Origin of the sequence: Nonomuraea terrae (assembly GCF_004348995.1) — a bacterium.
Classification (GTDB): Bacteria; Actinomycetota; Actinomycetes; order Streptosporangiales; family Streptosporangiaceae; genus Nonomuraea; species Nonomuraea terrae.
Genome location: NZ_SMKQ01000046.1, coordinates 37239 through 50313 on the forward strand (window position 1 = coordinate 37239; position 13075 = coordinate 50313).

Sequence of the window (13075 nt, forward strand, 5' to 3'; positions counted from 1 at the left end):
CTGAACGATCACGCCGTTGAGAATGTCGCTATTCACGACATATGTTGAGCGCGGCAACGAGGAGGCGGGCGTGGGAGATTCTCCCGACAGCGCGGCGATCACGGTCGAGGGCCTTTGGAAGATCTTCGGACCCAGAGCCCGTGAAGTGCTGGACGGCGACGACCGGCACCTCGATCCCGCCGCGCTGAGGGAGAAGACCGGCTGCACCGCCGCCGTCCGTGACGTGAGTTTCGCCGTACGGCCCGGCGAGGTCTTCGTGGTCATGGGCCTGTCGGGCAGCGGGAAGTCGACGCTCGTCCGCTGCCTGACCCGGCTGATCGAGCCGAGCGCCGGCTCGATCACGATCGGCGGCGAGGACGTCCGCGCCGCCTCCCCCGCCCGGCTGCGCGAGATCCGCCGCCACCGGGTCAGCATGGTCTTCCAGCACTTCGGCCTGCTGCCGCACCGCAGGGTGATCGACAACGTCGCGTACGGGCTGGAGATCCAGGGCGCGACCAGGGCCGAGCGGCACGCGCGGGCGGCGGAGATCCTCTCGCTCGTCGGCCTCGACGGCCACGCCGACGCCTACCCCGACCAGCTCTCCGGCGGGATGCAGCAGCGCGTCGGCCTGGCCCGCGCGCTCGCCGTGGATCCGCAGGTGATGCTGCTGGACGAGCCGTTCAGCGCGCTCGACCCGCTGATCAGGCGCGACATGCAGGCCGAGGTGGTGCGGCTGCACCGCGAGGTCGGCAAGACGATGGTCTTCATCACGCACGACCTGTCCGAGGCGCTCAAGCTGGGCGAACGCATCGCGATCATGCGGGCGGGCGCGATCGTGCAGGTCGGCACGGCCGAGGAGCTGGTGGGCGCGCCCGCCGACGACTACGTGGCCGACTTCGTCCGCGACGTGCCGCGCGCGAACGTGCTGACCCTGCGCTGGATCTGCCGCGATCCCGAGCCGGGCGAGCCGCTGGACGGGCCAGAGTTACCCGCCGGCACGCGGGTCGCGGACGCGATCGGCGTCGCGTCGGCCTCCTCCCGGCCGATCAAGGTCGTGGCCGGCGGCGAGCTGGCCGGCGTGGTCGACCGCGTGGACCTGCTCGCGTTCCTGGCGGGTCAGGACACGCCCGCGCGGGCGACCGCATGAGCAGCACGGCCGTCAGCGCGGCCTCCGGGCTCCGACTGCCGAGATGGGCGGCCCCGGCAGGGGTGGCGGTCGTCCTCGCGGCGGCGTACGTGGTCTTCCGCGGCACGGCGACGCTGCCGCACGACGACGAGGCGCCGCAGTTCCTGGCCGTCACCGAGCTGCGCGAGTGGATCGACGACCACCGCAACGACAACCCGCTCTTCCTGTACTTCCTCAACTACATCCGGCTGTTCGTGGGCGCGCTCCACACCCTCTTCCAGAGCGTGTTGCACGCTCTCGGCTGGCCGGGGATCACCGGTGTCATGGGGGCGCTGGCCTGGCTCGCGGGCGGGTGGCGGGTCGCGCTGGTCGCGGTCGCGGGCGTGAGCGCGTTCGGGGTGCTCGGGTTGTGGGAGTCGAGCGTGGACACGCTGGCCCTGGTCGGGGTGGCGGTGCTGCTGTCGCTGGCGATCGGGGTCCCGGTGGGCGTCTGGGCGGGGCTGTCCGCCCGTGCGCGCCGTGCGGTCACCCCGGTGCTGGACGTCATGCAGATCATGCCGACGTTCGCGTATCTGGCGCCGCTCGCGTTGTTCTTCCACATCGGCGCGCCGGCCGGGGCCATCGCGACGATGATCTACGCGATCCCGCCAGCCATCCGCATCACCGCGCTGGCCGTCTCGGAGGTCTCCCCCACGGCGGTCGAGGCGTCGGCCTCGCTCGGGGCCACCCGCCGGCAGACGTTGGTCAAGGTCTACCTGCCGCTGGCCAGGTCCACGATGGCGCTGGCGGTCAACCAGACGATCATGATGGCGCTGTCCATGGTCGTCATCGCGAGCCTGATCTCCGCGCCCGGCCTGGGCGGCGACATCATCCGCGGCCTGTCCCGCGCCCAGGTCGGCATCATGCTGCCGGCCGGCGTGGCCATCGTCGTCATGGCGGTGGTGCTCGACCGCATGACGATGGCCCTGGTCGACAGAGACCCGCACACCCGCCTCCGGCGGCTCGACCTCCTCGCGGCCGGCGTGCCGGCCGCCGCCGGAGTCGCGCTCATCCCCTTGCTGCCCCGGGTCTGGCCCGAGAGCCTCACGATCAACGTGGTCGCCGAGGTCAACCAGGCCGTGGCGTGGGCGGAGACGAACTGGTACGCGGTGACCACGTTCGCCAAGGACGCGACCACGTACGCCCTGCTCAACCCGCTGGAGTCGCTGCTCACCTCGGCGCCCTGGTGGCTGGTCGCCCTCGCGGTGCTGACCGTCGCCTGGCGGGTCAGCGGCCCGCGGCGCGCCCTGACGGCGCTGGCCTGTCTGCTGGGGATCGCGCTGCTCGGCGTCTGGGAGCACACCATGCAGACGATGACCACGGTCGCCGTCGCGGTGCTGCTGACGCTGACGATCGGGCTGGTGCTCGGGGTGGCCGCGGCCCGCTCGCCGCGGTTCTCGGCCGTGCAGCGTCCGCTGCTGGACGCCGCGCAGACCATGCCCGCGTTCGTGTACCTGCTGCCCGCGCTGGCGCTGTTCGGGACGACGAGGTTCACGGCGATCTTCGCCTCCGTCGTCTACGCGGTGCCGCCGGTGGTGCGCCTGGTCGAGGACGGCATCAGGACCGTGCCCGCCCCCGTCGTCGAGGCCGCCGTCTCCACGGGCTCGACGCCGGGACAGCTGCTGTGGAAGGTGCAGCTGCCCATGGCGCGGCCGGCCATCCTGCTGGCGGCCAACCAGGGCATCGTGATGACGCTGGCCATGGTGGTCATCGGCGGTCTGGTCGGGGCGGGGGCCCTCGGCTACGACGTGGTCAGCGGTTTCTCCCAGCGGACGGACTTCGGCATGGGGTTCGTGGCCGGCGTCGCGACCGTCCTGCTCGGGATCATGCTCGACCGCATCACGCAGGGCGCCGACAGACGTCCGTCCCCCCGAAAGAGGAAAGTGACATGAAGATTCGTCTGCTCGCGGGCCTCGTCGCCCTCGGGCTCGCCGCCACGGGCTGCGGCGGGGCCACGGTCGACGGCACGGCCGGCTCCTCCGCCCCGACCGGCGGGGCCGGCGCCTCCGCCGGTCCGTCCGGCACCGTGAAGATCGCGATCAACCCGTGGGTCGGGTACGAGGCCAGCGCGAACGTGGTGGCGTACCTGCTGGAGAACGAGCTCGGCCACGACGTCGAGCTGCCGGAGATCAAGGAGCAGCTGGCCTGGGAGGGCTTCGAGACCGGCGACGTCGACGTCATCATCGAGAACTGGGGCCACCCCGACCTGAAGAAGCAGTTCATCGAGGAGAAGAAGGTCGCGGTCGAGGCGGGCTCGACCGGCAACAAGGGCGTCATCGGGTGGTACATCCCGAAGTGGATGGCCGACGAGTATCCCGGCATCACCGACTACCGCAACCTCAACAAGTACGCCGAGCTGTTCCGGACCTCCGAGTCGGGCGACCAGGGCCAGCTGCTGTTCGGCGACCCGTCGTACGTCTCCAACGAGGACGCCCTGATCAGGAACCTCAAGCTGGACTACAAGGTCGTCGTGGGAGGCAGCGAGGCGGCCCTGATCAAGAGCGCCCAGCAGGCGCAGGAGCAGCGGCGGCCGTTGCTGTTCTACTTCTGGGACCCGCACTGGTTGTTCAGCGAGACCGAGCTGGTCCGGGTGAATCTGCCGCCGTACACCGAGGGCTGCGACGCCGACCCGAAGAAGGTCGCCTGCGACTACCCGGAGATGGACCTCGACAAGATCGTCAGCAAGCGGTTCGCGGACACCGGGGGCAAGGCGTACGAGCTGGTCAAGAATTTCTCCTGGACGAACGAGCACCAGAACGCCGTCGCCGACGACATGACCAACGGCGGGATGACGGGTGAGGAGGCGGCCAAGAAATGGGTCGAGGCCAATCCCTCGGTATGGCAGGCGTGGATCCCGAAATAATCCGATATTACGGACTGCCGAAATCTCGATAAGTGCCCTTATAGGTTCCGTGCCGGGAAAAACCGGAAATGTTGGAGAGGGCGTTCCGTGATGAATCACAGCACCCCCGGGACGCCCGGGAAATCGCACACAGGTGTTTCTCTGGAGCCGTGGTGACGGTGAAAGGACTGGGTCTCCCGTTGAGGTTCGATTTCGTCATCGTGGGCGGCGGCTCGGCCGGCTGCGCCCTGGCCAACCGGCTCAGCGCCGACCCTTCGACCTCGGTGCTCGTGCTGGAGGCCGGGCGCCCCGACTACCTGTGGGACGTCTTCATCCACATGCCGGCCGCGCTGATGTTCCCGATCGGCAGCCGCTTCTACGACTGGAAGTACGAGTCGGAGCCGGAGCCGTTCATGGGCGGCCGACGGGTCTACCACGCCCGCGGCAAGGTGCTGGGCGGCTCCAGCAGCATCAACGGCATGATCTTCCAGCGCGGCAACCCGCTCGACTACGAGCGCTGGGCCGCCGATCCCGGTATGAAGCAGTGGGACTACGCGCACTGCCTGCCGTACTTCAAGAGGATGGAGAGCTGCCTGGCCGATCCCGGCACGCCGTTCCGCGGCGACGCGGGGCCGCTGAAGCTGGAGCGCGGCCCGGCCCGCGGGCCGCTGTTCGAGGCGTTCTTCGAGGCGGTCCAGCAGGCCGGCCACCCGCTCACCGACGACGTGAACGGCTTCCGCCAGGAGGGTTTCGCCGCCTTCGACCGGACCATCCACCGGGGGCGGCGGCTCAGCGCGGCCCGCGCCTACCTGCATCCGGTACGCCGGCGCCTCAACCTGACCGTGCGGACCCGCGCGTTCGTGGAGAAGATCCTCTTCGAGGGCACGCGGGCGGTGGGCGTGCTCTGCGACGGCGAGCGGATCGAGGCCGGCGAGGTCGTCCTCTGCGGCGGCGCGATCAACAGCCCGCAGCTGCTGCAGGTGTCGGGGGTGGGCCCGAGAGCGCTGCTGGAGCCGTTGGGGATCAAGGTGGTGCACGACCTGCCGGGCGTGGGCGAGAACCTGCAGGACCACCTGGAGGTCTACGTCCAGCACGCCTGCACGCGGCCGGTCTCCCAGCAGCCGTCGCTGGCGTGGTGGCGGCGACCGTTCATCGGCGCGAACTGGCTGTTCCTGCGGCGCGGCCCGGGGGCCACCAACCACTTCGAGGCCGGCGGGTTCATCCGCTCCAACGACGACGTGGCGTACCCGAACCTGATGTTCCACTTCCTGCCGATCGCCGTGCGCTACGACGGCTCGGCCCCGGCCGGCGGGCACGGCTACCAGGTGCACATCGGGCCGATGTACTCGGACGCGCGCGGCTCCGTACGGATCAGGTCGGCCGATCCGCGGCACAAGCCCGCCCTGCGCTTCAACTACCTGTCCACCGAGCAGGACCGCAGCGAGTGGGTGGAGGCGATCCGGCACGCCAGGAAGATCCTCTCCCAGCCCGCCTGGGCCGGCCTGGACGGCGGCGAGATCTCCCCCGGGCCGGAAGTGCGGACCGACGAGGAGATCCTCGCCTGGGTCGCCGAGGACGGCGAGACCGCCCTGCATCCTTCCTGCACCTGCCGGATGGGCACCGACGGGATGTCGGTCCTCGACCCCGACACGCTGCGCGTGCACGGCCTCGACGGCCTGCGCGTCGTGGACGCCTCTGCCATGCCGTACGTCACGAACGGCAACATCTACGCCCCGGTCATGATGCTCGCCGAGAAGTCCGCCGACCTCATCCTCGGCAACACCCCGCTGCCCCCCGAACCCGTGGAGTTCTACCGGCACGGCGCGAGCTAGTGCCGGGTATCGGCGCCCGGCCGGTGACCGGACGCCGATACCTGTCACGTTCAGGCCCGGCCGAGATGCCGGGCGAAGAACCGGACCGCGCTGTCGACCTCGAACCTCGGAAGTTCCAGGTGCTTGCCCGCGTTGGCGTGCAACGTCTTCTCCTTCGAGGCGAAGGCGTCGAACAACGCGAGACCGGACTGGCGCGGGATGTGCTCGTCGTCCCACTGGAGCACGAACTCGATCGGCACGGTGATCCGTCTGGCCGCCTCGGTCAGGGAGTCGGGCCAGAAGAGACCGAAGACCGCGGCGGTGATCCTGGGCTCGGCCGCCGTCAACGGCACCCCGATCGCGGTGCCCATGTTCGGGCCGAAGTAGCCGACCGGCCCGTCGATCTCCGGCAGCTTCTGCAGGGCGTCCAGGGTCGCCTGCCACTCCGGCACGGCACGCTCCGCCAGGTGGGCGTTGTACCGGATGATGATCGGGCCGACGGGCTCGCCCGCCGCCATCGCCTGCCGCAGCGCGGCGGTCTCCCGCTCGTCGGTCGCCGTACGGGGCCGCCCGCCGTGACCGGGCGCGTCGAGGGCGGCGACGTGGAACCCGCAGCCGGCTACGAGGCGGTGCGCCCGCCCCACCATTCCCGGCGCCTTCTTGTGCATGCCGCCACCGTGCCCCAGCAGCACGAGGGGGGCACGATCGACGCCCGACGCGGGAGACCAGAGCACGCCGGGAACCTCGCCCACGGTGAACTCGCGTTCGAGGACACCGCCTGACGATGTCTCCGCAGTGAAACGCATAGGTGTTGCCTCTCAGGAGTGCCTGAGGCGCTCCCGGCGACCCCTACGTCGATCGCCCGACCGTGACGACGAGGGGGAGCACCCACATCGATACAGCGTTCATGGGTCTCACCTCCTCGCGCGATGTCACGATCCCCCGCAAGCTACCACCCGGATCTTCACCCGGGCCAACCCTTTTTCCTTGAACGTTCCGGTCCCCGCACCAGGCTCTCAAGAGCCTCGCCCCCGGTCTGCGAAGGTGCAGATCCGCGGCTCGCAGGGCACCTTTCACGTCTGGTGTTCGCGCCTGGTCACCAGGGTTTCGATGCCGTCGAGGACGCGTCGGAGGCCGAACTCGAAGGCGTGCTCGGGGCTGTAGGCGGCGTTCAGGGCCTCGCCGGCCGACTGGCCGACGCGGGCGGCGACCGGGAAGCGGGCCGGGTCGGCGATACGGCTGAGGAAGGGCGCGTGCGCGGCCCACCACTGCTCGTCGCTCATCCCCGTACGGCTCTCCGCCTGCGCCGCCTCCACCGCGCCCCGGGCCGCGCCGTGCACGAACCCGGTGATCAGCGTGATCACCGAGTCCATCTCCAGGTCCGTCAGGCCGATGCCGTCGACCGCGCGCAGCTCGTAGTCGTATTTCGCGGTGACGTTGGGCCCGAGCACCGGGCGGCTCGCGGCCACCTGCAGCAGCCACGGGTGGCGCAGGTAGAGCGCCCAGTTCTCGCGCGCGATCTGCTCCAGCCGGCCGCGCCAGCCGCCGGGGACGTCCTCGGGCCGCGCGGTCTCGCCGTACACCGTGTCGAGCATGACGTCGAACAGCTCCGGCTTGCCCGGCACGTACGTGTAGAGCGACATCGTCCCCACGCCGAGGCGCTCGGCCACCCGCCGCATGGACAGCGCCTGCAGGCCCTCGGCGTCGGCCACCTCGATGGCGGCCCGCACGATGCGGTCGACGCTCAGCTCGGGCTTGCCCTTGCGGCTGGCCCGCTCGCCGGTGCGCCAGAGGAGGGCGAGGCTGCGCGCGGGGTCGCCCTTTCCTGAGTACTCCACGGTCACCTTCGTACGGTACACCGTACGGTTGCCGTCACGCTTCCGTATGCTGTACGGTACGCTGTACGATACGACAGGGGAGGCGGCATTGATAGTCGCGCGCGGCCTGCGCAAGACGTATGGCGGCACGACGGCGCTGGACGGCATCGACCTCGACGTCGGCCAGGGCACGGTCTGCGGCCTGCTCGGCCCCAACGGCGCCGGCAAGACCACGGCGGTACGCATCCTCACCACGCTTCTGCGTCCCTCCGGCGGCCGGGCGGAGGTGGCCGGCTTCGACGTGGCGACCCACCCGAGGCAGGTACGCCGCAGCATCGGCCTGGTCGGCCAGCACACCGCGGTGGACGAGCTGCTCACCGGCCGGCAGAACCTCGAGCTGTTCGGCCGGCTGTCCCACCTGGGCGCCGCGCAGGCCCGGGCCAGGGCCGGCGAGCTGCTCGAACGCTTCGGCCTGGCACACGCCGGGCCGGTCAAGGAGTACTCCGGCGGCATGCGGCGCCGGCTCGACCTGGCCGCCGGGATGATCCTGGCCCCGCCGGTGCTGTTCCTGGACGAGCCGACGACGGGCCTCGACCCGCGCAGCCGCGCCGAGATCTGGCGCGCGGTGCGCGAGCTGGTCGCCGCCGGCACCACGGTGCTGCTGACCACGCAGTACCTGGAGGAGGCCGACCAGCTCGCCGACCGGATCTCGGTCATCGACGCCGGCCGGGTCGTCGCCGAGGGCTCCCCCGCCGAGCTCAAGGCCAAGCTCGGCGGCGACCGGCTCGACGTGGTGGTCCACGACCCCGCCCGGCTGGCGCAGGCGGCCGAGATCGTCGCCCGGGCGGCCGGCGGCCCGCCCGAGGTCGACCAGGACACCCGGCGGGTGAGCGCGCCGGTCGGCGAGCGGGTCGCGGCCCTCACCGGGGTGCTGGCCGCCTTCGCCGAGGCCGGCGTCGAGGCCGAGGACGTCGCCGTACGCCGCCCGACCCTGGACGAGGTCTTCCTGAGTCTCACCGGAGGTGACGCCCGATGACCGCCATGACCGCGACCGGAGGACGGCTGCGCTGGGCCGTGGCCGACGGCTGGACGGTCGCCCGCCGCGACCTGGTCCACTGGGCCAACCAGCCCATGACGGTGGTCTTCGGGGTGCTCTTCCCCGTGGTGATCACCCTGGCCTTCGGCTACCTGTTCGGCGGCGCGGTGGACGTCCCCGAGGGGGCCGGCTACTTCGCGTTCCTCATGCCCGGCATGTACGGCATGACGATGCTCTTCGGGCTGAGCTCCACCATGATCACCGTCACCACCGACGTCTCCAAGGGCGTCACCGACCGGTTCCGTTCGCTGCCGATGTCCCCGTCGGCCGTGCTGATCGGGCGGGCCATCGCCGACCTGCTCCACTCGGTCGTCGTCCTGGCCGGCATGCTGGCCTGCGGCCTGGCCGTCGGCTGGCGTCCCGCCACGCTCTCCGGCGCGCTCGGCGCGGTGGGCCTGCTGCTGCTCCTGCGCTTCTCGCTGCTGTGGGCGGGCATCTACCTGGGCCTGATCACCAGGGATCCGGGCGCGGTGGTGGCGGTGCAGACGCTGGAGTTCCCCGTCGGGTTCCTGTCGAACGCCTTCGTCGCCCCGGCCACCATGCCGGGCTGGCTCGGGGCGGTCGCGGAGTGGAACCCGCTGTCGTCGACGGTGGCGGCGGCCAGGCAGCTGTTCGGCAACCCCGGCTGGGGCGGCGACTCGTGGGTGGCCCAGCACGCCGTGCCGATGGCGGTGGCCTGGCCGGTGGTGATCACCGTGGTGTTCTTCGTCCTGTCGGTCCGCCGCTACCGGCGGCTCGACCGCTAACGCTCGGTCAGGGCCGCGTCGTAGGCGAGGAGCGTCCGGACGACCACCTGGCGCTCCTCCGGCGTGAGCGGCTCCAGCGCCTGCCGCCACGCGTTGACGCCGTAGCCGAGCCATTCGTGGATGGCCCGCTGGTGCAGGTCGGCGATGCTGACGATCGTGCGGCGGCGGTCGGCGTCGTCCTCGCGCCGGTCCAGCACGCCTTTCCTGCTGAGGTCGCCGACCATCAGGCTGACCGTGGCCGGGGCCACCTCCAGCCGGGCGGCCAGCTCGTTCACCGTCATCGAGCCGTCGAACAGCAGATACGCCAGCAGGGAGAGGTGCCGGGGCGCCAGTGACAACGACTGCAGCTCCTCGGGTACCTTGGCCCGCTTGGCCCGGCCCACCAACCGGGGCATCAGCAGGAGCAATGTCCTGACGCTCTCGTTCAGGCTCGGGTCGGCTGTTGACATCACCAATACCTTGCTGTCTAAATTAGCTTTGCTATCAAAGCAAATCTGTTCACGGCCTCACCCAAGGATAGTGAGATGGCTGACGTCAACCAGCAGGTCATCGAGGAGTTCCGGGCCAACGGCGGCAAGGTGGGCGGCAGGTTCGCGCACGCGCCCCTGGTGCTGCTCACCACCAAAGGAGCGAAGACCGGCAGGCCCCACACCACCCCGGCGGTCTACCTGCGCGACGGCGAACGCGTCCTCGTCTTCGCCACCAACGCCGGAGCCGACACCCATCCGGCCTGGTACCACAACCTCCTGGCCGACCAGGAGGTCACCGTCGAGCTGGGCGAGCAGAGGTTCACCGCGCGGGCCGTGCCGCTGGAGGGCGAGGAACGCGACCGCATGTACGCCCGCCAGGCCGCCCTCGATCCGGCCTTCGCCGCGTACCAGGAGCGGACCGGCCGCGTCATCCCGGTCGTCGCGCTCCACCTGGACGGCGAGCGGCTGCGCGCGTTCGGCGACGAGCTGGTCAAGATCCACGACTACTTCCGCGAGGAGCTGGCCCGGCTGCGCGCCGGCCAGGCCCCCGCCTCCGAGCTGCGGGTGAACTGCCTGGCGTTCTGCGACGGGCTGTCGGCGCACCACGGCGGCGAGGAGCACGTCGCGTTCCCGTGGCTGGAGGAGCGCCATCCCGAGCTGAAGGAGCCGCTCGAACGGCTGCGCCACGAGCACGTGGCCATCGCCGCGCTGATCGAGGAGCTGCGCGGCGCCACCGATCCGGCGACGCTGGAGCGCGTCGCCGGTGAGCTGGAGGCGCATTTCACCTACGAGGAGGAGCAGCTCGTTCCGCTGCTCAACACGCTGACGAGCGTGCCCTGGGCGTGAACCGCGCTAGACGGGCGCCGCACGCAGGCGTACGACGTGCTCGACCAGTGCGATGAGCGTCGCCTTGACCGAATCGCGGTTACGGGCGTCGGTCCGCACGATCGGCACGTGCGGCGACAGCGCGAGCGCCTCCCTGACCTCCTCGTCGGAGTGCATGAACTGCCCGTCCCAGCCGTTGATGCCGACCACGAACGGCAGCTTGGCCTCTTCGAAGTAGTCGATGGCCGGAAAGCTGTCGGCCAGGCGGCGCGTGTCGAGCAGCACCACGGCGCCGATCGCCCCCCGCACCAGGTCGTCCCACATGAACCAGAACCGGTGCTGCCCGGGCGTGCCGAACAGGTAGAGGATCAGATCGCGGTCGAGGGACAGCCGGCCGAAGTCCATGGCCACGGTCGTGGTCTGCTTGTTCGGCGTCATGCCCAGGTCGTCGATGCCCGCGGACGCGTCCGTCATCACCGCTTCCGTGGTGAGCGGCAGGATCTCGGACACCGCCCCCACGAACGTCGTCTTCCCGACGCCGAACCCCCCGGCGACGACGATCTTCGTCGACGTGAGGCCGGGGCTAGAGCCTGCGTAGTCCACTGAGCACCCTTTCGAGCATGTTGAGGTCTGGCTGTCCCTGACTGAGGCGCGGGTGGTGGAGGCGTACGAGTCCTTCGTCGGACATGTCCGCCACGATCACCCGCGCCACGCCCAGCGGGACGCGGAGCAGGGCCGAGATCTCGGCGACCGACCGGAACGTCCGGCACAGTTGCATGATGGCCTCCTGCTCGGGGGTGAGCATGGCCATCTCGTCGTCCGGGATGGACATCGCCGAGATCAGGGTCTCCATCGCGAGGTGGTAACGCGGCTCCGATCGGCCGCCCGTCACCGCGTAAGGACGGAACAGGGGCTCCTCGTCCCCTGTGCCGTCAGTGCCGTACACGGCCCGCTCCCATCAGTTCCATCACATCACCGGCTCCTGGCGGCCTGCAGCTCAGCACGCAACGCGGGCGTCAGAGCCTGTCCCGCCCTGTCTACCAGCAAGGTCATCTGGTACGCCACGAGGCCCATGTCACAATCCGGCCCCGCCAGAACAGTCAGCACCGAGCCGTCGCTGATGGCCATGACCAGCAACAGGCCGCGCTGCATCTCGACGACGGTCTGCGTCACCGCGCCGCCCTCGAACACCCTGGACGCACCCACGGTCAGGCTCAGCAGACCGGCGGAGACCGCGGCGAGCTGGTCGGCCCGGTCCGGAGGGAATCCCTCCGAGGCGGCCAGGCACAGCCCGTCCGCCGAGACGACGACGGCATGAGCGACTCCGGGAGTGTTGCGGACGAAGTCGGTGATCAGCCAGTCGAACCTGTGCGCCTCATGGCTAAGCGTTGTCACGCATCCTCCCCGGCGGGACGCTTATTCACTCTGTTCCTCCTGTCCACGAACTTCTTGGCGGGCCCGTCGCACACCCTGCTGGTAGCTGGCCAGCCGGCTGCGCACCCGGTCTGCGGAGACCGGAAGAGCGGCCGGCGCCGGCCGCTGCGGCTGCGGAGCCTGGGCGGGCTGGCTGGCCGTACCTGGCACCAGGTTGGCTTTGGGGGTGCGCTTGGGCAGCCCGGCGGCGGTCACGCCGCCGAGACTGGGCTCGCTGGCTTTGGCCGCCGCGCGCCATCCGGCGTCCGCGGCCGTCCGCCACGCTTCCTCCCCAGAGGGTACGGCTTGCGCGGACGCGGTCTCTCCTCCGCCGTTCGCCTGAGGCTCGGCCTCGCCCTCCGGCCTGCGGAACCACGCCGACTCGACCGAGGCGAAGATCGGCAGGAACTCCTCCTGCTCCGCCTCCATCGGCGAGACCTCCACCGAGGGGGCCGGGTCGGGCCTGCGCACGTCGTTCGTCGAGTACGACGGCGGGACCGGCGGAGGCGGCGGAGTTTGGAACGCGCCATTACCAGATGGGCCGTCAACGGACGGGAACGAGCCCGTGCCGGGGAACGCGCTCGCATCGAACCCGCCCGGCGGCCTGCGCCGCGGACCGAGATCGGAGCCGTTGCCGGCCGGTCCCGCGCCGAACGACGGCCGTGGCATGCCCGGCGTGCTGTCGAACGTGCGGGGACCCTGACGGGCGGGCCCGCTGTCGAACGCGCCGCTGTTGAAGGGCCCGCCGTTGAGAGAACCGCCGTCGAAGAGACCGCTGGTGGACGGGTCACTGCTCGCGGGGCCATTGCTCGCGGGGCCACTGTTCGGCGGGCCACTGTTCGGCGGGCCACTGTTCGGCGGGCTGTCCAACGGGCCGCTGTCGAACGGGCTCTGGCGGGCGGGCCCTGGGG

At 70.8% G+C, this 13075-nt stretch carries 14 protein-coding genes; 7 read left to right on the forward strand and 7 right to left on the reverse strand.

All coding sequences use genetic code 11. From position 1 onward, the window contains the following. Positions 1–22 precede the first annotated feature (22 nt). The 4 genes from E1286_RS17575 to betA all read left to right on the forward strand — a co-directional run bounded on the left by E1286_RS17575 (position 23) and on the right by betA (position 5818). Positions 23–1126 (forward strand): quaternary amine ABC transporter ATP-binding protein, encoded by a 1104-nt coding sequence (locus E1286_RS17575; RefSeq protein WP_132613791.1) that lies wholly within the window; start codon positions 23–25, stop codon positions 1124–1126. Next, on the forward strand, positions 1123–3036 hold the full coding sequence (locus tag E1286_RS17580) for an ABC transporter permease (RefSeq protein ID WP_132613793.1): 1914 nt from the start codon (positions 1123–1125) through the stop codon (positions 3034–3036). Before E1286_RS17575 ends, E1286_RS17580 begins: the two co-directional genes overlap by 4 nt. Further along, a complete protein-coding gene (locus tag E1286_RS17585; RefSeq protein ID WP_132613795.1) occupies positions 3033–4007 on the forward strand; it encodes an ABC transporter substrate-binding protein in 975 nt (324 codons plus the stop codon). Before E1286_RS17580 ends, E1286_RS17585 begins: the two co-directional genes overlap by 4 nt. 179 nt (positions 4008–4186) lie before the next feature. Continuing rightward, a complete protein-coding gene (gene betA / locus E1286_RS17590; protein WP_187368182.1) occupies positions 4187–5818 on the forward strand; it encodes a choline dehydrogenase in 1632 nt (543 codons plus the stop codon). Between the two features lie 50 nt (positions 5819–5868). On the opposite strand, the gene E1286_RS17595 is transcribed toward betA, so the two are convergent. Continuing rightward, positions 5869–6603 (reverse strand): alpha/beta fold hydrolase, encoded by a 735-nt coding sequence (locus E1286_RS17595; RefSeq protein ID WP_132613797.1) that lies wholly within the window; start codon positions 6601–6603, stop codon positions 5869–5871. Positions 6604–6870: 267 nt separating this feature from the next. Beyond that, positions 6871–7641: a TetR/AcrR family transcriptional regulator gene (locus tag E1286_RS17600; protein WP_132613799.1), complete on the reverse strand. Its 771-nt coding sequence runs from the start codon at positions 7639–7641 to the stop codon at positions 6871–6873. A 40-nt stretch (positions 7642–7681) separates the two neighbouring features. Here E1286_RS17600 and E1286_RS17605 point away from each other — a divergent pair, with 40 nt between their 5' ends. Beyond that, positions 7682–8650 (forward strand): ATP-binding cassette domain-containing protein, encoded by a 969-nt coding sequence (locus E1286_RS17605; RefSeq protein ID WP_132613801.1) that lies wholly within the window; start codon positions 7682–7684, stop codon positions 8648–8650. Continuing rightward, positions 8647–9456 carry an ABC transporter permease gene (locus E1286_RS17610; RefSeq protein WP_132613803.1) on the forward strand — a complete coding sequence of 270 codons (810 nt, stop codon included), beginning with the start codon at positions 8647–8649 and terminating at the stop codon, positions 9454–9456. The genes E1286_RS17605 and E1286_RS17610 overlap by 4 nt, the downstream gene beginning before the upstream one ends. On the opposite strand, the gene E1286_RS17615 is transcribed toward E1286_RS17610, so the two are convergent. Beyond that, positions 9453–9905 carry a MarR family winged helix-turn-helix transcriptional regulator gene (locus tag E1286_RS17615; RefSeq protein WP_132613805.1) on the reverse strand — a complete coding sequence of 151 codons (453 nt, stop codon included), beginning with the start codon at positions 9903–9905 and terminating at the stop codon, positions 9453–9455. The genes E1286_RS17610 and E1286_RS17615 overlap by 4 nt on opposite strands. A 75-nt stretch (positions 9906–9980) precedes the next feature. Between E1286_RS17615 and E1286_RS17620 the strand changes: the two genes are divergently transcribed. Then, positions 9981–10772: a nitroreductase/quinone reductase family protein gene (locus E1286_RS17620; RefSeq protein WP_132613807.1), complete on the forward strand. Its 792-nt coding sequence runs from the start codon at positions 9981–9983 to the stop codon at positions 10770–10772. A 6-nt stretch (positions 10773–10778) separates the two neighbouring features. Here the strand turns inward: E1286_RS17620 and E1286_RS17625 are convergent, their stop codons facing one another. From E1286_RS17625 to E1286_RS17640, 4 genes are read right to left on the reverse strand one after another with little or no spacing between them, the layout of a single operon-like run. Then, positions 10779–11354 carry a GTP-binding protein gene (locus E1286_RS17625; RefSeq protein WP_132613809.1) on the reverse strand — a complete coding sequence of 192 codons (576 nt, stop codon included), beginning with the start codon at positions 11352–11354 and terminating at the stop codon, positions 10779–10781. Beyond that, positions 11335–11697 (reverse strand): DUF742 domain-containing protein, encoded by a 363-nt coding sequence (locus E1286_RS17630; RefSeq protein WP_132613811.1) that lies wholly within the window; start codon positions 11695–11697, stop codon positions 11335–11337. Before E1286_RS17630 ends, E1286_RS17625 begins: the two co-directional genes overlap by 20 nt. 26 nt (positions 11698–11723) lie before the next feature. Next, positions 11724–12146, reverse strand: coding sequence for a roadblock/LC7 domain-containing protein (locus E1286_RS17635; RefSeq protein WP_111179200.1), 423 nt, complete (start codon positions 12144–12146; stop codon positions 11724–11726). 21 nt (positions 12147–12167) lie between these two features. Beyond that, positions 12168–12833, reverse strand: a complete 666-nt coding sequence (locus tag E1286_RS17640) for a hypothetical protein (RefSeq protein WP_132613813.1) — start codon at positions 12831–12833, stop codon at positions 12168–12170. Between the last annotated feature and the right edge of the window lie 242 nt (positions 12834–13075).